Source organism: Streptomyces sp. NPDC096012, from assembly GCF_040426375.1.
Taxonomy (GTDB): domain Bacteria; phylum Actinomycetota; class Actinomycetes; order Streptomycetales; family Streptomycetaceae; genus Streptomyces.
In genome coordinates this window covers 294,109-312,197 of the sequence record NZ_JBEOTD010000002.1, presented here as the reverse complement: position 1 = coordinate 312,197, position 18,089 = coordinate 294,109, and the positions used below count along the sequence as shown (strand labels likewise).

The following is an 18,089-nucleotide window of genomic DNA, read 5'->3' as shown; positions in this document are numbered from 1 at the left end:
GATGGCCGAGCAGGCGCAGTTCGAAGAGCTGGCGCGTCAGCTCAGTGCCGTCGGCGCAGTGAAACGGGACATGGGGCGGATCCTGCCGCCCGACTGCCCGGCCGGCTCGGCCGCCGTGCTGACCCTGCTGGGGCGTCACGGCGACATGCGCATGAGCAAGCTCGCGGAGCTTCTCTCCGTGGACATGTCGGTGACCAGCCGGCATGTCGCGCACGTCGCGGCACGCGGCTGGATCGAGCGGTCCCCGGACCCCGCCGACAAGCGCTCGCGCATCCTGCGCCTGACGCCCGAGGGGATCCGGCAGCTCGACGAGCTGTCCCGGCGGACCTCGCATCTGCTCGCCGAACGGCTGAGCGACTGGACCGACGACGAGGTCGGCCAGCTGATCGGGCTGATGTCGCGTCTGCGCGCGTCCTTCGGCGACTGCCGCTCCGGGCCGGGCCGGCCCGCCGCCGCCCCCGTACTCGAAGAGACCACCCGTACACCCGCAAGCACGTAAGAAAAGGAAGCCCATGGCAACGACCACACCAGCCGGTGTGCGGGCTCACGCCAAGCACGGGGGAGGCTCCCACGGCGAGGACCCGATGACCCACCGGCAGATCATGGAGGCCCTCTCCGGGCTGCTGCTCGGCATGTTCGTGGCGATCCTGTCGTCCACGATCGTCTCCAACGCCCTGCCGCACATCATCGGGGACCTCGGCGGCGGCCAGTCCGCCTACACCTGGGTGGTCACGGCCGCCCTGCTGTCGATGACCGCGGCCACTCCCCTGTGGGGCAAGCTCGCCGACCTGTACAGCAAGAAGGCTCTCGTCCAGATAGCCCTCGTCATCTACGTGGTCGCCTCGATGGCGGCCGGCCTGTCGCAGAACCCCGGCATGCTGATCACGTTCCGGGTGTTCCAGGGCATCGGCGTCGGCGGTCTGTCCGCCCTGGCGCAGATCGTCATGGCGGCGATGATCTCCCCGCGCGAGCGCGGCCGGTACTCCGGCTACCTGGGCGCCACGTTCGCCGTCGCCACCGTCGGCGGCCCGCTGCTCGGCGGTGTCATCACCGACACCTCCTGGCTGGGCTGGCGCTGGTGCTTCTACGTCGGCGTCCCCTTCGCGGTCATCGCGCTGATCGTGCTGCAGAAGACCCTGCACCTGCCCGTGGTCAAGCGGGAGGTCAAGGTCGACTGGGGCGGCGCGACCCTCATATCCGCGGCCGTGTCCCTGCTGCTGGTCTGGGTCACCTTCGCCGGTGACAAGTACGACTGGGTCTCGTGGCAGACGTACGCGATGGTCGGCGGCTCGATCGTCCTCGGCCTGCTGTTCGTGCTCGTCGAGTCCAAGGCCAGCGAGCCGATCATCCCGCTGCGCCTGTTCAGGAACCGCACGATCACGCTCGCGTCGCTCGCCTCGCTGTTCGTCGGTATCGCGATGTTCTCCGGCACCGTCTTCTTCAGCCAGTACTTCCAGCTGGCCCGTGACAAGTCCCCGACCATGTCGGGCGTCATGACCATCCCGATGATCGGCGGCCTGTTCGTCTCCTCGACCGTCTCGGGTCAGTTCATCACCCGTACCGGCCGCTGGAAGGCGTGGCTGGTCAGCGGTGGCGTCCTGGTGACGGCCGGCCTGCTGCTGCTCGGCGGCATCCGGTACGACACCGACTACTGGAAGATGGCCATCTACATGGCCCTGCTGGGTCTCGGCATCGGCATGATGATGCAGAACCTGGTGCTCGCCACGCAGAACCAGGTGGCGCCCTCGGACCTCGGCTCGGCCAGCTCCACGGTCACCTTCTTCCGCTCCCTCGGTGGTGCGGTGGGTGTCTCCGCGCTCGGCGCCGTGATGTCCCACAAGATCACCGACTACGTCAAGGACGGCGTCTCCGCCCTCAGCCCCAAGTACCAGGCCGCCCTGGCCGGGGGCTCCGGATCCACCGACAGCATCCCGGACATGAACAAGCTGCCGGCCCCGATCCGGACGCTGCTGGAGAGCGCCTACGGCCACGGCATCGCCGACGTCTTCCTCATCGCCGGCTGCCTCGCCGCCGTCGCCTTCCTGATCACGCTGTTCATCAAGGAGGTCCCGCTGAAGACCAAGGGCGCGCTCGCGCAGAGCGCCGAGGGCGAGGCCCCCGTGACCGACCCGGCCGCCACTCCCGCCGTCGCCGAGGCGCAGGCCCCGGCCGCCGCGCCGGTCCCGGCCGCCGTCGCCACCGCGCCGTCCGAGGGCACCACGTCCGGCGGCACCGCCACCGCGACCCTGCCGGTGACGGCGGTCGCCACGGCCGCCGAGCCCGGCACCGGCGGCGGCACCCCGGTGCACGGCTTCGTCCGCGGCGCCGAGAGCGCCCCGGTCCCGCAGGCCGCGGTCACCCTGATCTCGCTGTCCGGCCGCCAGCTGGGCCGCTCGGTCGCCCAGGCGGACGGCTCCTACGCGCTGGCCGCCCCGGGCACCGGGTCGTACGTCCTGATCGCGTCCGCCGACGGCTACCAGCCGCAGGCGTCCACCGTCGTGGTGGGCGAGGAGCCGCTGTCCTACGACATCCTGCTCAGCGGCACCAGCGGGCTGACCGGTGTGGTCCGGGCCGCGGGCAGCGCGCTGCCGGTCAAGGACGCCATGGTGATCGTCACCGATGTGCGCGGTGACCTGCTGGCCACCGCCACCACCGGCGAGCAGGGCGACTTCGCCCTCACCGACCTGGTGCCCGGCACGGTGACCGTCGCGGTCAACGCGAGCGGGTTCCGCCCGCGCGCCCTGCCGGTCGAGGTCGGCGCCACCGGGGTCACCCGGATCGAGGTCGACCTGGACGCCGGCGCCCGGCTGCAGGGTGTCGTGCGGGCCCCGCACGGTGCGCTGGCCGACGCCCGGGTGACGCTGGTCGACCAGGCAGGCAACGTGGTCGGCACCGCCACCACCGGCTCGGACGGGGCGTACGCCTTCACCGACCTGGACAGCGGCGAGTACACCGTCATCGCGACGGGCTACCCGCCGGTGGCGACGGCCCTGACCGTCTCCGGCACCGGAACGGACGGCCACGACATCACCCTCGCCCACCCGGGCGAGTAGCTCGACCCACGGCCCGTGGGGCGCGCCGCCCCCGCAGGTGCGGCGCGCCCCACGGGCCGGTTCCATACGACCATTTTGTAAGGCTTTGCAGGGAGAAAACGGGATGGGACTGACCGCGAAGATCCGTACGCGGGACGGGTGGGCCCTTTCGCACGCGGTCGTCACGGTGACCGACATGACCGGTTCGCAGGTGCTGCGGGCCGAGACGGACGCCGAGGGGGCCGTACGGGACACCACGGAGCTGGCGCCCGGGGCGTACACCGTGATCGTGACGGCCGTCGGGTACGCGCCCGCCGCGTCCAGCGCGATCGTCACCGCGAGCGGCCGGGCCGAGGTCGGCGTCGTCACGCTGGCCCGGCAGGGCGGCACCGAACTGCCACCGCCCGGCCCCTGGACCATCGACCCGGTGCACTCCTCCGTCGCCGCGGTCGCCCAGCACCTGGGGATCTCCAGCGTGCACGGCCGGTTCACGGACTTCGGCGGGACGATCGAGATCGCGCCGGACGACGTCACCAAGTCCCGCGTGGCGGCGGTCATCCGCGCCGCCTCCATCGACACGGGCAACGGCATGCGCGACACGCACCTGAAGTCCGGGGACTTCCTGGACGTCGAGCGGCACCCGGAGATCACCTACCGCTCGACGGGTCTGGTGCAGGCCGGACCGGACCGCTGGACGGTCCACGGCGAGCTGGCGATGCACGGAGTGGTACGGCCGGTCGATCTGGACCTGGCCTACCTCGGCAGCGGCGCCGACCCGTGGGGCGGCACCCGGGCCGCCTTCCGGGCCACGGGGGAGCTGCACCGAGAGGACTTCGCGATGAACTACAACCAGGTCCTCCAGGCGGGCATCGCCGCCGTCGGCACGACCCTGAAGGTGGAGCTGGACATCCAGGCGGTCCAGGGCGACGCCCTGCCCGCCGTCTAGTTCTTCTCGGTGGGCCCGACGATGCGGCGGGCCAGGTCGCGGAGCTTGATGTTCTCCCGCTGGGAGGCACGGACCAGGCTCGCGAAGGCCGCCTCCGCATCGATGTCGAGACGCTCCATCAGCACACCCGTGGCCTGTCCGATCAGGTCCCGGGTGCGCATGGCCTCCGTCAACTGCTCGCGCACCGTCACCGAGTTCAGGGCGAGGCGCACATGCTCGGTGAACAGCCGGCCGAGCCGGGCGGCCTGCTCGTCGAAGGCGTGCGGCGCGCGGGCGTAGGCCGTCAGCACCGTCAGCCGGCGCCTGTCGGCCCGCAGCCGCATGGACAGCACCGAGCGCAGCCCCGGCCGCTCACCGTCCTGCCCGTCGCCCGTCACGTGCACCACCGGTGAGGTCCACAACCGCTGCCAGTGCAGCCGGTCCGCCGTCTCGGCCTCGCGCACGATGTCGTCGGTCCAGGCGACCGTGCGCAGCGAGTCACCGCCCTCGATCTCGAAGACGCCGGCATGCTCGGCGCCGGGCAGCAGATGCACCGCGAGCCGGACGGCCGCGTCCAGGGTGGCGTCCAGAGTCGTCGACTCGTGCAGTTCACGCGCCGCCGCCGTGAGCGCTTCGGCCAGCTCGAAGCCGACGGGGAAGCCGGTCACATCGGAAAAGTCGGACGTATCCACCACGAACCTCTCGAATGGCACGACCGTACGGCCGTGCACAGGAGAGCTCCGCAGCACATTCCCGACTGCGAGCACAGAACATCAGCACTTTAGCTGCTCTATTGCGGTGAAGTGACGTCCGGTGGTGGGGGCGTGACCGGCGGACGACGCCGGCGGCGGCCCCGCGGGCGCGGACACGGGCGACCGGGCGGACGACACCGGCGGCGGCCCCGCGGGCGCGGACACGGGTGAGCCTGCGCCCGGCAGGGTCAGGCTGAACGCGCGCGTTCACCCTAGGCTGCGCCCATGGCACCGAACATCGCGACCAACACCCGTGTATCGCTGGACGAGCTGCTGGAGTTCGTACGCCCCCGGCACCGCGCCCTGCTGATCACCCGGCGCGCCGACGGCAGCCCGCAGGCCTCCCCGTTGACCTGTGGCGTGGACGACTCCGGCCGGATCGTGGTCTCCACCTACCCCGAGCGCGCCAAGACCCGTAACGCCAAGCGGGACCACCGGGTCGCCCTCGTCGTCCTCAGCGACGAGTGGGACGGCCCCTGGGTGCAGATCGACGGCTCGGCCGAGGTCATCGACGCACCCGACTCCGTGGAACCGCTCGTGGAGTACTACCGCAACATCGCCGGCGAGCATCCCGACTGGGACGAGTACCGGCGGGCCATGATCGAGCAGGGCAAGTCGATCATCCGGGTGACGCCGGAACGCTGGGGCCCGGTGGCCACGGGCGGCTTCCCGGCACACCTGGCACCCGGCCGCTAGCCGGGCGCGGCGTTCGGTGGACCGGGACCGGCGGCGTTCGGTGGACGGGGACCGGCGGCTCACGATCGGCGGCTCACGATCGGCGGCTCACGATCGGCGGCTCACGATCGGCGGCTCACGATCGGCGGCTCACGATCGGCGGCTCACGGTCGGCGGCTCACGGTCGGCGGCTCACGGTCGGCGGCTCACGGTCGGCCCCGGGCGAGATCGCCTCGGGGCCGACGGACGGGGTCAGCCGCGGGCGACCATCGCCTCGATGCCGGCGATCAGCAGGTCCAGGGCGAAGGTGAAGTCGCGCTCCAGCATCTCCGCCACGGTGTCCCCGCCGCGGGCCGCCATCAGCTCCTTGGACTCCGCGATGACCTCGGCGGTCCCCGGGTCCTCCGACGCCAGCGTCATGGCCTGCTCGAAGTACTCCTCGGGGCTCAGCCCGGTGCTCTCGATCCGCGCCGAGAAGTGGCTCTCGATCGTGCCGTAGCCGTACACGAACTGGAAGACGGCCGCGATCGCCCCCATCACCCCGTGCGCGGGCAGCCCCGCCCGGCGGACCACTCGCTGGACCACACGGGAGAAGGCGAGCGAGTTCGGGCCGATGTTGAGGTAGCGCCCGGCCAGCGGCGACAGCCAGGGATGGCGCACCAGCAGCGCCCGGTAGTCGGCGGCCAGCGCCCGCAGCTGCTCCCGCCAGTCCTCCCGCTCATCACCCGGATCGGGCAGCCGCAGCTCGCCGAAGGCCGCGTCCAGTGCGAGTTCGAGCAGGTCGTCCTTGGTGTCGACGTACCAGTACAGGGACATCGCGGTGACGTTCAGCTCACCGGCCAGCCGCCGCATGGAGAACTTCGCGAGCCCTTCGGCGTCCAGCAGCCGTACGGACACCTCGGTGATCCGCTCCCGGTCGAGCCCGGAGGGCTGCCCGCCCCGCCCGCCCCGGCGGGTCCTGCCCTCCAGCCACACGCTGTCCCGCGCCGACCGACCTGGTGTCTTCGTCATCGGCGCACCTTCCTCGATTTCCGCCCATTGATCAAGATGCCAGGACCGCCGCGACCAGGCGGCCACGGCGCTCCGCCGCCGCGGAGCGGCCTGCGCGAGGGGCCGATCGGCCCCGGACCGCCCGCGGTCGCTCGCATACCCATACCCCCGGCCGCTAGGCGACCACTCGCTCCGCCCGGCGGAGCAGTCCCGCCGCCAGCAGTCCGCCGGCCAGCACGGCGACCGCCCCCACCAGCTGGCCTGCCCCGAGCCCGGCGGACAGCGACTCCCCCGAGGCCACGGACGAGCTGAGCACGGCGCCGAGCACGGCCACTCCGAGCCCGTTGCCGAACTCGGCCAACGTACCGTTGATCCCCGCGCCCACTCCGGCCCGCTCCGGAGGGATCGCGCTCATGATGGCGTGCGCCATGGCCGGGTTGGCGATCGCGCATCCCGCACCGATCAGCACCAGCCCCAGCAGCGTGCCGGCGTAGCCCCCGGTGTCGAACTGGGCGAGGGACACCAGCCCCGCAGACATCACCACCATCCCGAGCGCTATCGACACCGGCGTGCCCAGGCGCGCGGACCACTTCGCCGCGAGACCGGTGAAGTTGAGCGCCACGACGGTCAGCGCCAGCGGAGCGGTGCGCAGACCGGCCTCCAACGGCCCGTAGCCGAGGACGAACTGCAGGTGCTGGGTCAGCAGGAACAGCGCCCCGCCCATGCCGAACGTGATGAGCACGGCACCGGCGACCGCGCCGGTGAACCGCCGGTTGCGGAAGAAGTGCAGGTCCAGCATCGGCTCGTCGATCCGGCTCTCCCACCAGGCGAAGACCGCGAGCACCAGGAGCGCCACGGCCGCCGTGCCGAGCACGCGCCCCGAGGTCCAGCCGTGGCGCGGGCCGGAGATGATCGCGTACACCAGCGAGGCCATGCCGATCGTGGACAGCAGCGCGCCGAGCGGATCGGGGCGGTCGCCACGCGGAGCCTTGGACTCCGGTACGAGGACCGCGACCGCGAGCAGGCCAAGGGCGGCGACCGGGATGTTGATCAGGAAGATCGCGCCCCACCAGAAGTGGTTGAGCACGAAGCCGCCGATCAGCGGACCGCCCGCGAAGCCCAGCGCGTTGACCGCGCTCCAGACGCCGATGGCCTTCGGCTGCTCCTCGGGCGCGAAGATCTGCATGGCCACGGCCAGCGTGGTGGTCAGCAGCAGCGCGCCGCCGATGCCCATGCCGGCCCGTGCGGCCACCAACTGGCCGGTGCCCTCCGCGAACCCGGCCACGAGCGAGCCGATGCCGAACAGCGCCAGCCCGGCCATCAGCATCTTCTTGCGGCCGTAGCGGTCGGCGGAGCTGCCCGCGGTGAGCAGCAGGCCCGACTGCACCAGGGAGTAGGCGTTGATCATCCACTGGATGTCGGAGGTCGCCGCGTGCAGCTCGCGCTTCAGGGAGGGGATGGCCACGTTCAGGACCGTGTTGTCGAGCAGCACGGTGAGCTGGGCCAGGCAGATGACGCCGAGGATCAGCCAGCGCCGCGGGTGAGCGTGGGAGGAGGACATGCCGTACACCGTATAGCTGTGACTATACGGTGTACAACGTGTTTCTCGGCCCGATGGTTCGGCGGCCCGGCGGCCCGGCGGTTCGGCGGTTCGGCGGTTCGGCAACTCGGTGGTTCGGCAAGTCGGCAACTCGGCAGGTCAGCAGCTCGACCGCTCACCTCCCGGCAGCGCGTCTGTCAGCAGCTCGCCTCCCCGCCGGTCGCCTCCCCGCCGCTCACCCCCGGCCGGTCACCTCCTCACCGCTCGCCTCTCAGTCGCCCGTCTTCTGCGTGAGGTCGTAGAAGGTGGCCGAACCGGCCGTCACCTTCTTGAAGTTGCCCTGGACCCACGCGCTGATCTGGGAGGACGTGCCCCTGCCGGCGCCGCCCGCACCGCCGCCCATGCCGCCGCCGGCGATGAAGTAGTGGATGCGTCCTGCCGCCACGTACTTCTTGAACTGCGCCAGTGTCGGGGAGGGGTCGGTGCCGTTGAAGCCGCCGATGGCCATCACCGGGTCACCGGTGGCGAGCTGGTAGCCGGCCGCGTTCTGGGAGCCGATGGACGCGGCGACCCAGGTGTAGGCGGACGCGTTCTTCTCCAGCAGCTTCTCGGCCTCGGCGGACACGCGCGCGCCGTTCAGCAGGCCGCCGGCGCCGCCGCCTCCCCTAACGCCCCCACCCCCGCGGCCACCGGGAAAGCCGTTGCCGTTCTGCTGGTTCCCGGTGCTTCCGTTGCCGTTCCGCTGGTTCCCCGTGCTTCCGTTGCCGTTCTGCCGACCCGGCAGACCACCGCCGAAGCCGCCGCCAGGTAGACCATTGCCGTTCTGCTGCCCCTGCTGCCCCTGCTGATTCTGGCCCGGGGTGCCTCCGTTGCCGTTCTGCCGGCCCGGGGCGCCCGGCATGCCGCCGCCGAAGCCGCCGCGTATGCCGCCACCGTCGCCCGGACCGCCGCCCCGGCCGCCCATCATGCTCGCCCCCGCCGGACCGGCCGTGACGATCGAACCGGTGTGGCCCTGCTGGAGCGTGCTGAGGGTGTAAGCGGTCGGTCCGGCCAGCGCGGCCACGAGGCCCAATGCCGCCGCCACGAGGGCCGGCCGCCGTGGGAGCCGGCCGGCGAAGATCAGGCCGAGCGCCGCCGCCAGACCGCCGACCAGCACCGGCCACTTCAGCCAGGGCAGATAGTCGGAGGTGCGGTTGAGCAGGACGTATCCCCAGGCCGCCGCCGCGACCACGGCGGCGGCGAGGGTGATCGCTGCCCACAGCTCGCGCCGCCTCTCCCACAGCGTCCCGGCGCCCATGCCGATCACGGCGGCGAGATAGGGGGCGAGGGCCACGGTGTAGTACTGGTGGAAGATGCCCGCCATGTAGCTGAAGACAGCCATCGTGATCAGCAGCGAGCCGCCCCAGACGAGGAACGAGGCACGGGTGACGGACGTCCGCCCGTGCTTGCGGGTGGCCACCAGGCCCGCCGCCAGCAGGATCAGAGCCGCGGGCAGGAGCCAGGAGATCTGGCCGCCGATCTCGGAGTCGAACATCCGGTCCCAGCCGGTCTCGCCCCACATCCCGGTGCCGCCACCGCCGCGGCCGCCTCCGCCGACGCTGCCGGTCTCGTCGCCGTTCAGGCGGCCGAACCCGTTGTAGCCGAAGGTCAGCTCCAGGAAGCTGTTGTTCTGCGATCCGCCGATGTAGGGGCGGGAGGACGCCGGCCACAGCTCCACGATCGCGACCCACCAGCCGCCCGAGACGACCAGCGCGAGCGTCGCCGCCGCCAGCTGGCCCAAGCGCTTCCTCATCGGCACCGGAGCGCAGACCGCGTACACGAGCGCGAGCGGCGGCAGGATGAGGAAGGCCTGGAGCGTCTTGGTGAGGAACGCCAGTCCGATCGCGACCCCGGCCCCCACCAGCCAGCGCGTACGCCCGTCCTCCACGGCCCGGACCACCAGGTAGCAGGCCACGGTCATCAGCAGGGCCAGCATCGCGTCCGGGTTGTCGAACCGGAACATCAGCGCCGCGACCGGGGTGAGGGCGAGCACCGCGCCCGCGATCAGACCGGCCGCGGGGCTGAACCGGCGGCGCACACCGGCGTAGACCACGGCGACGGCCGCCACGCCCATCAGCACCTCGGGCGCCAGGATCGCCCAGGAGTGGAGCCCGAAGATCCGCACCGAGAGCGCCATCGGCCACAGCGAGGCCGGTGGCTTGTCGACGGTGATGGCGTTGCCCGCGTCCAGCGAGCCGAAGAAGAACGCCTTCCACGACGTACTGCCCGCCTGGACGGCCGCCGCATAGAAGGAGTTGGCGTAACCGGAGGCGCTCAGGTCGTACAGGTAGAGCAGCAGGGTGGCGGCCAGCAGGCCGAGGAAGGCCGGGCGCACCCAGCGCGGGTCCCCGGAAGGGCCGCGCCACAGTCCGCGCACGAACGGCGGCCGGGGCTCACCGGTCCCGGGGGCGGCCGCAGTGGCCGCGGTCGCGGTGGTGGCGGTCGCGGGGGTGGTGGTCGCGGTGACGGTGGTGGTGGCCGCGGTTGCGGTCGCGGGGGTGCTGGTGGTGGCCGCGGTTGCGGTCGCGGGGGTGCTGGTCGCGGTCGCCGGGGTGGTGGTGGTCGCGGGAGTGGCGGCCTGGGGAGGGCCCCAGGCGGCCGGACCGCCATTGGTGCCGTTCTGCTCTGCCGACGGGTCGTGGTGCGTGGTCATCGGGGGTCCCCCGGGTCGGTGTCGTGGGGGAGCACGGGCTGCGGGTGCAGGGTGGCGTCCCTCCGGTTGCCGTCCGCGGCTTCACCGGCGCGGACCTGGATGGTCGGGTACGGCCGCCGATACGGCTGCTGCTCTGGGTGCGGGTACGACTGCTCGTACGGCCGCTGCTCGTAAGACCGCTCGGGCGACGGCTCGTACGACTGCTCAGGCGACGGCTCGCGAGGCTGCCCGTACGGTTGCTCAGGCGACTCCTGGTACGACCGCCCGTACGGCAACTGCCCGTACAGCACCGGTCTTTGCGCGGACGGGGTCGCCGCCACCGGGCCGGCGCCGGCCTCGACGTCGGCACCGGCGCCGGTCCGGTCCGGGAAGACCCAGGCGCGCAGGAGCAGGAACCGCAGGACGGTCGCCGCGAGGTTGGCGGCGATGAGCACGGCCAGCTCGGTGGAGTGCGCCGGGTGGTCGGTGGCCGCACCGAGTGCGGCCAGGGAGCCGCTGGTCAGGGCGAGTCCGATGCCGAAGACGACCAGGCCCTGGGCCTGGTGCCGGACGGCGCCGCGCCGGCCCCGCACCCCGAAGGTGAGCCGGCGGTTGGCGGCGGTGTTGGCCGCCGCGGAGACCAGCAGCGCGAGCGCGTTGGCCACCTGCGAACCGGTGTACTGCCTGAAGACGCTGTAGAGCAGCAGGTAGAACAGGGTCGACAGCACGCCGACCACACAGAAGCCGAGGAGCTGGCGGGCCAGCCCGCTGGGCACGCCGGTCAGTTCACGGTCGCGCGGATCGTCCCCGAAGGGCCGGGTCAGCCGGTCCAGCGGCAGCGAACCGGTGGCCAGTGCCCTGCCCACCCGCCACACGCCCTTGAGGTCGTCGGTGGCGGTCCGCACGATGTGCACGGTGGAGTCGGGGTCGTCGACCCAGTCCACCGGCACCTCGTGGATGCGCAGGCCCGCCCGTTCGGCGAGCACCAGCATCTCGGTGTCGAAGAACCATCCGGTGTCCTCCACCAGCGGCAGCAGTACCCGCGCCACCTCCCGCCGGATCGCCTTGAAGCCGCACTGGGCGTCCGAGAAGCGTGCCTGGAGTGAGCCGCGCAGGATCAGGTTGTAGGTCCGGCTGACGAACTCCCGCTTGGGGCCGCGCACGACCCGGGAGCCGCGGGTGAGCCGGGAGCCGATCGCGAGGTCCGAGTGACCGGAGATCAGCGGCGCCACCAGCGGCAGCAGGGCGTTGAGGTCGGTGGACAGGTCGACGTCCATGTAGGCGAGGATCGGCGCCTCGGACGCGGACCACACGGTCCGCAGGGCGCGACCGCGGCCCTTCTGCTCCAGGCGGAAGCCGGTGACCTCGGGCAGCTCGGCCGCCAGGCGGGCCGCCACCAGCGGGGTGGTGTCCGTGGAGGCGTTGTCCGCGACGGTGATGCGGAACGCGTACGGGAAGGTGCGCGTGAGGTGCTCGTGCAGTCCGCGGACGCACGGCCCGAGGTCCCTCTCCTCGTTGTGGACCGGGATCACTACGTCCAGGACAGGCGTACCGGCGTCGCCGGCCGGGAGGTGCTCCCGCGCCGGCAGTGTGCCGGAAGAAGAGTCGGTTGGCATGGCACCGACTCTCGTCAGACGCCCTGTCCCGCCCGTGTGGTGGCCCTGTGCCGAGCCTGTGAGTGCGCTCCCCGCCCGGCCTCGGGCACTGGCGGGGCGGCGTTCGGCACGGGCGGCTCGGCAGCCCGGAGAAGCGACTGCGCATCAGAAACAAGCGGCTCGGCGGCCGGGAGGAGAGGCTCCGCACCCGGGACGAGTGGCTGAGCGGCGGGATCGAGCGGCTCAACAACGGGGACGAGCGGCTCGGCGGCGAGATCGAGCGGCTCGGCGGTGGGGACGAGTGGCTCGGCGGCGGTGAGAGGAAGCTCCGCACCCGGGACGAACGGCTCAGCGGCGACGAACGGCTCGGCGGCGAGATCGAGCAGCTCGGCGGCGGGGACGAGTGCGGGCAGGTGCACGGTGAACACCGTGCGCCCCGGAACGCTGTCCACGGTCACCGCACCGCCGTGCGCGGTCGCGACGGCCTGCACGATGGCGAGCCCGAGGCCGGTGGACCCGGTGGACCCGGTGGCCCGGGAGCGCGCGGAGTCGCCCCGCGCGAACCGCTCGAACACGTGCGGCAGCAGATCCTGCGGAATGCCCGGCCCGTCGTCCTCGACGTCGACGCACGTCCACGGCCCGCGCCGCTGCACGCGGGCGGTGACGGTCGTACCCGGCGGCGTGTGGGTGCGGGCGTTGCCCAGCAGGTTGACCAGCACCTGCTGCAACCGGGTGGCGTCCGCGGAGACGGTCGCGGGCTCCCCGGGCAGGTGTAGCCGCCAGTTGTGGTCCATGCCGGCCGCGCGGGCGTCGCTGACCGCGTCCACGACGAGCGGGAGGAGATCGGTCGGCGCGAACCGCAGCGGCCGTCCGGCGTCGAGCCGGGCGAGCAGCAGCAGGTCCTCGACGAGCAGCGTCATCCGGTCCGCCTCGGACTCGATCCGCCCGAGGGCGTGCCGGGTGTCGGGGCCGACCTGCTCGCGCCCGCGCCTGGTCAGTTCGGCGTACCCGCGGATGGAGGCGAGGGGGGTGCGCAGCTCGTGACTGGCGTCGGCCACGAACTGGCGTACCCGCGTCTCGCTCTGCTGGCGGGCGTGCAGGGCGCCGTGGACGTGCTCGAGCATGCGGTTGAGCGCGGCGCCGACCTGTCCGACCTCGGTGTGCGGGTCGCACTCGGACTCCGGGACCCGCTCGCTGAGCTCGACCTCGCCGGTGTGCAGCGGGAGTTCGGAGACCCGGGTGGCGGTGTGGGCGACCCTGCGGAGCGGGCGGGTGGCGATGCCGACGATGACGGTGCCGGCGAGGCCGGCCGCGATCAGGCCGGCTGCGGTGACACAGATCTCGACGAGGATCAGGGTGTCGATGTTGTCGTCGACGTCCTTGGTGGGCAGGGCGACGTAGTAGGCGCCCCCGGGGCCGGCGCGGTACTTGGCGAGGTAGCTGCCGAGCCCGGGCAGCCGCACCGGGTGCGCGGCGCCGTCCCTGGGCACCGTGGCGAGCGTCCTGCGCTGCGCGGCGTCGAGGTCGGCGGTGGCCATCGCTCGGAAGCCGCCGTAACTGTTCTTCAGCTGCACCGCCTTGGCGGCGTCCGTGATCGAGCCCTTCTCCAGGTACGCCGCGACGGTGTCGGCCTGCGTCGGCCCGATGGTGAGGAGGCGCCCGATCCTGTCGCTGGGTGCGCCGCTGTTCTGCGGCTGCGGCTGCGGCTGCGGCTGAATCTGTGACTGTGACTGCGGTTGCGACTGCTTCTTTGCCTGCGACTGCTTCTGTGTCTGCGACTGCATCTGTGACTGCGACGACGAGACGGCGTCGGACGGGGCGGTGGGTGATCTGCCACCCGGGTTCGGCAGGCGGCCGCCCGTCGCCCGCATGGCGATGTCGGTCACCTTGTCGTCCAGTTGGTCGTACAGATGGGTGCGCAGCGCGAGCGTGGTCACGGCGCCGATCACCGCGCAGACGACGGCGATCAGCACCACCGAGGCGACGACGAGCCGGGCCCGCAGGGTTCGGGGCTGTCCTGCCCGCCACTTCCGCGACCACGCGCGCGGACGCCGTTTCGCCACCGCGATACGCGGACGCCGCTTCGCCACCCGGGTACGCGGCCGAGGCGCCGGTCCCTTCCGCGACGGGGCCCCCGGTGCTCCCGCGCGCCCCTTCCGCCACCGCCGACACGGCTGTTCCGCATGCCCCTTCCGCCACCGCCGACGCGGCTGTTCCGCCCGGCCGTTCCGCCACCGCGGCCGGCGTCGTCCGGTCATGACACGGCAGGCTTGATCAGGTAACCGGCCCCACGCCGGGTGTGGATCATCGGCTCCCGGCCCGCGTCGATCTTCCGTCGCAGGTAGGAGATGTACAGCTCGACCACGTTGGCCTGGCCGCCGAAGTCGTACGACCAGACGCGGTCCAGGATCTGCGCCTTGCTGAGCACACGGCGCGGGTTGCGCATCAGGAAGCGCAGCAGTTCGAACTCGGTGGCGGTCAGATGGATCGACCGACCGGCCCGCGAGACCTCGTGACTGTCCTCGTCGAGCGTCAGATCGCCCACGACGAGCACGGACTCCGACCGCCGGTCGGCGGCGCCGGAGCGGCGGATGAGCCCTCGCAGCCGGGCCACGACCTCCTCCAGGCTGAACGGCTTGGTGACGTAGTCGTCGCCGCCGGCGGTGAGCCCGGCGATCCGGTCCTCCACCGCGTCCTTGGCGGTCAGGAACAGCACGGGTACGTCCGGCAGTTCCCGGCGCAGCCGGCCGAGGGCGGACAGGCCGTCCATGTCGGGCAGCATCATGTCGAGCACGACGGCGTCGGGCCGGAACTCACGCGCCGTCCGGATCGCCCCCTGCCCGTCGGCCGCACTGCGGATCTGCCAGCCCTCGTACCGCAGGGCCATGCTCAGCAGTTCGGTGATCGACAGCTCATCGTCCACCACAAGCACCCGGACGGGGCTCCCGTCCGGCCTCAGCAGTTCGGTGCGCCCCTGGGGCGAGGTCGTGGTCATGCTGGACACCTTGTCGGGGCCCTCTGAGAAGACACTTTCCGGATTCTGTGATTTTCCTGAGAAACGCACAGGCGTCTCTCGGGAGGAGGGCCGGGAAGCGCACTGGGGCCGCCGGCACCGTCCGCGGAGGCCAACTCGGCGAAGTGCTACGGGCGTTCGGGGCGGTGGCACGGCTATCGGGGCGGTGGCACGGCTACCCGCGGAGGCGAACGCGACGGCCTGAGCGGGGCTGTTAGGAGGGGAGCGGCCCGCGGGACGCGCTGACGCGAGGGCACAAGACGCAGGGCGCAGGGCGCCCGCGGACGACGGTGCAGCTCCCGGCTCGACTGGGCAGCTCCCGACGCGACGGGGCAGGTCTCGGCTCGACTGGGGAGGTCCCGGCGCCAGTGGGCAAGCCCCCGCGCCACTGGACAGGCCCCTGCGCGACCGGCTAGGCCCCCGCGTGACCAGGCAGGTCTCCGCCTCACCGGGCAGGCCTCCGCGCGACCAGGCAGTACCGGCGCCACTGGGCAGGCCCCCGCGTGACCAGGCAGGTCCGCGCCTCACCGGGCAGGTCCCCGCCGGTTCGACGCGTTCTCCTCAGAAGAGTCCCTCCTGCTCCCCCTCCTTTTCCCTCTCCGTCCTGAACGCGCCCACCGGCACGGTCAATCCGTCGTCGCCCGGCGCCGCGGGCAGCAGCTCCCAGCCGGTCATCAGCCGCGTGTCGAGGACGACGACCCCACCCGCGCGGCTCGCCGGATGCGGATCGGGGCCGGCCGCCCTCTGCGGGTCATGCCAGGCCGCTGGATGCTGGTGGGCCCCGGCCGTCAGACGCAGGTCACGCCGGGCTGTTGGATGCGAGTGGGCCCCGACCGTTGGATGCGGGTGGGCCCCGGCCGTCAGATGCAGGTCGGGTCCGGCCGCCGCGACCAGCTCACCGCTGACGGCGCCGCCCGGCACGAGTTCCACGACCTCACCGAGCGCCGCCGGGCTTCCCACCAGCCCGAACGCCGCCAGGTGGTCGGTCACCCGGCACGGTTCCGGACGCAGGGACTCCGGCCACCCGGCGAGCGCCGCGGCCCGCGCGTGCAGCTCGCGCACCTCGGCTGCGCGCTCCGCCTCCGTGCCCGGCAGCAGCGACCGCACCGCCCGCTTCTCGGCGTACGGAATCCGGTCGGGCACCCGTAGCGCGGCCCGCAACAGCTCCTCGGTACGACGCGCGGCCATCAGCGGACCGGTGCCGAGCCAGCTGAAGCAGACGGCGCCCTGCTCGAGCAGCCGGGCCGATCCCCGCTCGACGGCGGTGATGCCGACCTTGAGCATGCCGGGGCCGAACCAGGCCAGATAGACGCGGTAGGGCCGGGGATCGTCGGCGATCGTGTCGGCGGCCACCGAATGCGCCCGGTCCAGGCGCGCGCACTCCTCGCACCGGGCCCCCGTACTGCGTCCCGGCACGGTGACCCGCAGCGGGCAGGGATTCCCCCGCGCCCCCACGCAGGTGCGCGCACCGCCCTCCGGCACCGCGAAGGCGATCCGCTTCCCCCGGGGCAGCACACTGCGCCGCCCGCCGTCCCACACCAGCACGGGACCCTCCGGCGACCAGCGCAGCCCCGAGCACCTCCACACCTGTGCCATCACTCGCGAGCGTAGGGGACGGGTCTGACAACGGCGCCCGCGCGAACGGGGACGCGGCCGAGCGGACCGACCCGGCCCGGAAACACCGGCCGACGGCGAGTCGATCCACCGGACCGACCCGACTCCGCCCGCGCGAACGGGGACGCGGCCGAACGGACCGACCCGGCCCGGAAAACGCCGACCGACGCCGACGCGATCGGCCGGCCCGACCCGACTCCGCCCGCGCGAACGGCGCGGACGTGGTCGAACGGACCAACCCGACCCGGCCCGGAAAACGCCGGCCGGCGGGTCAGAGCCGCTCGGCGGTCGCGGAGCAGTCGTTTCCCTCGGTCGCAGAGTGGCCCTTCGCTTCGGTCGCGGAGCAGCCGTTCACCTCGATCGCGGAGCAGCCGTTCACCTCGGTCGGGGAGCCCCGGTCGCGGAGCGGCCGTTCGCCTCGGTCGCGCCCGCGGGCTTGACGGCGCGGACGATGGCGGAGTGCATGCCGTCGGCGACGGGGTGGGTGGGAGTGATCTCGACGCTCGTGAAGCCGGCCGCCTCCAGTCCCCGGCGGTATTCGGCGAACGACAGTGCACCGGCGATGCAGCCGACGTAGTCACCGCGCTCGGCGCGCTGTTCGGGGGAGAGCCTGTCGTCGGCGACGACGTCGGAGACACCGATGCGACCGCCGGGCTTCAGGACACGGAAGGTCTCGGCGAATACGGCGGACTTGTCGACGGACAGGTTGATCACACAGTTGGAGATCACCACGTCGATGGTGTTGGCGGGCAGCGGGATGGACTCGATGGTGCCCTTCAGGAACTCGACGTTCGTCGCGCCGGCCTTCTCGGCGTTGGCCAGGGCCAGGGCCAGCATCTCGTCGGTCATGTCCACCCCGTACGCCTTGCCGGTGGGGCCGACGCGTCGCGCGGAGAGCAGGACGTCGATGCCGCCGCCCGACCCCAGGTCGAGGACGCGTTCGCCCTCGCGCAGCTCCGCGACGGCGGTCGGGTTGCCGCAGCCGAGGGACGCGGCGACGGCCTCGGCGGGCAGGGCGTCGCGCTCGGCGGCGGCGTACCTGGTCGAGCCGAAGTTCTCGTCGGCCTCTACCGGCTGCGGCCCGCAGCACGCGGTGCCTCCTTCGGTCACTTTCACGGCCGCCGCGGCATAGCGCCGGCGGACGGTTTCACGCAGGTCAGTGGACTGCTCGCGCATGACTCACTCCCAGGAGGACGGGGGCATGGAGGCGCCCCGGAACGGCCTGTATCGACGTTCGTTGATGCAAGGTTGCGCCTTGAATCGAAAAACGTCAACATAGACG

At 72.5% G+C, this 18,089-nt stretch carries 13 protein-coding genes; 4 read left to right on the top strand and 9 right to left on the bottom strand.

Translation table 11 applies throughout. The features are described 5' to 3' along the window. The first annotated feature begins 1 nt into the window (after position 1). From ABVB68_RS03795 to ABVB68_RS03785, 3 genes are all read left to right on the top strand, one after another. Positions 2-499, top strand: a complete 498-nt coding sequence (locus ABVB68_RS03795) for a MarR family winged helix-turn-helix transcriptional regulator (protein WP_353599393.1) — start codon at positions 2-4, stop codon at positions 497-499. Positions 500-584: 85 nt separating this feature from the next. After that, positions 585-3,053 carry an MFS transporter gene (locus ABVB68_RS03790; protein ID WP_503006012.1) on the top strand — a complete coding sequence of 823 codons (2,469 nt, stop codon included), beginning with the start codon at positions 585-587 and terminating at the stop codon, positions 3,051-3,053. Positions 3,054-3,156: 103 nt separating this feature from the next. Next, on the top strand, positions 3,157-3,978 hold the full coding sequence (locus ABVB68_RS03785; protein ID WP_353599391.1) for a YceI family protein: 822 nt from the start codon (positions 3,157-3,159) through the stop codon (positions 3,976-3,978). Here the strand turns inward: ABVB68_RS03785 and ABVB68_RS03780 are convergent. After that, positions 3,975-4,625, bottom strand: a complete 651-nt coding sequence (locus ABVB68_RS03780) for a GAF and ANTAR domain-containing protein (RefSeq protein ID WP_353599390.1) — start codon at positions 4,623-4,625, stop codon at positions 3,975-3,977. The genes ABVB68_RS03785 and ABVB68_RS03780 overlap by 4 nt on opposite strands. A gap of 309 nt (positions 4,626-4,934) precedes the next feature. Between ABVB68_RS03780 and ABVB68_RS03775 the strand changes: the two genes are divergently transcribed. Next, positions 4,935-5,405 carry a PPOX class F420-dependent oxidoreductase gene (locus tag ABVB68_RS03775; RefSeq protein ID WP_353599389.1) on the top strand — a complete coding sequence of 157 codons (471 nt, stop codon included), beginning with the start codon at positions 4,935-4,937 and terminating at the stop codon, positions 5,403-5,405. A 231-nt stretch (positions 5,406-5,636) separates the two neighbouring features. Here ABVB68_RS03775 and ABVB68_RS03770 read toward each other — a convergent pair whose 3' ends face one another. The 8 genes from ABVB68_RS03770 to arsM form a co-directional block, all read right to left on the bottom strand. Continuing rightward, a complete protein-coding gene (locus tag ABVB68_RS03770; RefSeq protein ID WP_353599388.1) occupies positions 5,637-6,395 on the bottom strand; it encodes a TetR/AcrR family transcriptional regulator in 759 nt (252 codons plus the stop codon). A 154-nt stretch (positions 6,396-6,549) separates the two neighbouring features. Further along, entirely contained in the window at positions 6,550-7,935 is a 1,386-nt protein-coding gene (locus tag ABVB68_RS03765; protein ID WP_353599387.1) for an MFS transporter, read from the bottom strand. Between the two features lie 250 nt (positions 7,936-8,185). After that, entirely contained in the window at positions 8,186-10,606 is a 2,421-nt protein-coding gene (locus ABVB68_RS03760) for an ArnT family glycosyltransferase (protein WP_353599386.1), read from the bottom strand. Further along, entirely contained in the window at positions 10,603-12,201 is a 1,599-nt protein-coding gene (locus ABVB68_RS03755) for a bifunctional glycosyltransferase family 2/GtrA family protein (protein WP_353599385.1), read from the bottom strand. The genes ABVB68_RS03760 and ABVB68_RS03755 overlap by 4 nt, the downstream gene beginning before the upstream one ends. Positions 12,202-12,215: 14 nt before the next feature. After that, positions 12,216-14,243 (bottom strand): ATP-binding protein, encoded by a 2,028-nt coding sequence (locus ABVB68_RS03750; protein ID WP_353599384.1) that lies wholly within the window; start codon positions 14,241-14,243, stop codon positions 12,216-12,218. A gap of 191 nt (positions 14,244-14,434) precedes the next feature. Further along, complete coding sequence (locus tag ABVB68_RS03745) at positions 14,435-15,175, bottom strand: response regulator transcription factor (RefSeq protein WP_353599383.1); 741 nt, start codon at positions 15,173-15,175, stop codon at positions 14,435-14,437. Positions 15,176-15,754: 579 nt separating this feature from the next. Further along, positions 15,755-16,789 (bottom strand): DUF2797 domain-containing protein, encoded by a 1,035-nt coding sequence (locus tag ABVB68_RS03740; RefSeq protein ID WP_353599382.1) that lies wholly within the window; start codon positions 16,787-16,789, stop codon positions 15,755-15,757. Between the two features lie 393 nt (positions 16,790-17,182). Then, positions 17,183-17,983 carry an arsenite methyltransferase gene (gene arsM / locus ABVB68_RS03735; RefSeq protein WP_353599381.1) on the bottom strand — a complete coding sequence of 267 codons (801 nt, stop codon included), beginning with the start codon at positions 17,981-17,983 and terminating at the stop codon, positions 17,183-17,185. Positions 17,984-18,089: the final 106 nt, after the last annotated feature.

Bases quoted from the DNA above. Each gene is read 5' to 3' on its own strand.
- ABVB68_RS03795 (WP_353599393.1), top strand. From the start codon at position 2: ATGGCCGAGCAGGCGCAGTTCGAAGAGCTGGCGCGTCAGCTCAGTGCC.
- ABVB68_RS03790 (WP_503006012.1), top strand. From the start codon at position 585: ATGACCCACCGGCAGATCATGGAGGCCCTCTCCGGGCTGCTGCTCGGC.
- ABVB68_RS03785 (WP_353599391.1), top strand. From the start codon at position 3,157: ATGGGACTGACCGCGAAGATCCGTACGCGGGACGGGTGGGCCCTTTCG.
- ABVB68_RS03775 (WP_353599389.1), top strand. From the start codon at position 4,935: ATGGCACCGAACATCGCGACCAACACCCGTGTATCGCTGGACGAGCTG.
- ABVB68_RS03770 (WP_353599388.1), bottom strand. From the start codon at position 6,395: ATGACGAAGACACCAGGTCGGTCGGCGCGGGACAGCGTGTGGCTGGAG.
- ABVB68_RS03765 (WP_353599387.1), bottom strand. From the start codon at position 7,935: ATGTCCTCCTCCCACGCTCACCCGCGGCGCTGGCTGATCCTCGGCGTC.
- ABVB68_RS03760 (WP_353599386.1), bottom strand. From the start codon at position 10,606: ATGACCACGCACCACGACCCGTCGGCAGAGCAGAACGGCACCAATGGC.
- ABVB68_RS03755 (WP_353599385.1), bottom strand. From the start codon at position 12,201: ATGCCAACCGACTCTTCTTCCGGCACACTGCCGGCGCGGGAGCACCTC.
- ABVB68_RS03745 (WP_353599383.1), bottom strand. From the start codon at position 15,175: ATGACCACGACCTCGCCCCAGGGGCGCACCGAACTGCTGAGGCCGGAC.
- ABVB68_RS03740 (WP_353599382.1), bottom strand. From the start codon at position 16,789: ATGGCACAGGTGTGGAGGTGCTCGGGGCTGCGCTGGTCGCCGGAGGGT.
- arsM (WP_353599381.1), bottom strand. From the start codon at position 17,983: ATGCGCGAGCAGTCCACTGACCTGCGTGAAACCGTCCGCCGGCGCTAT.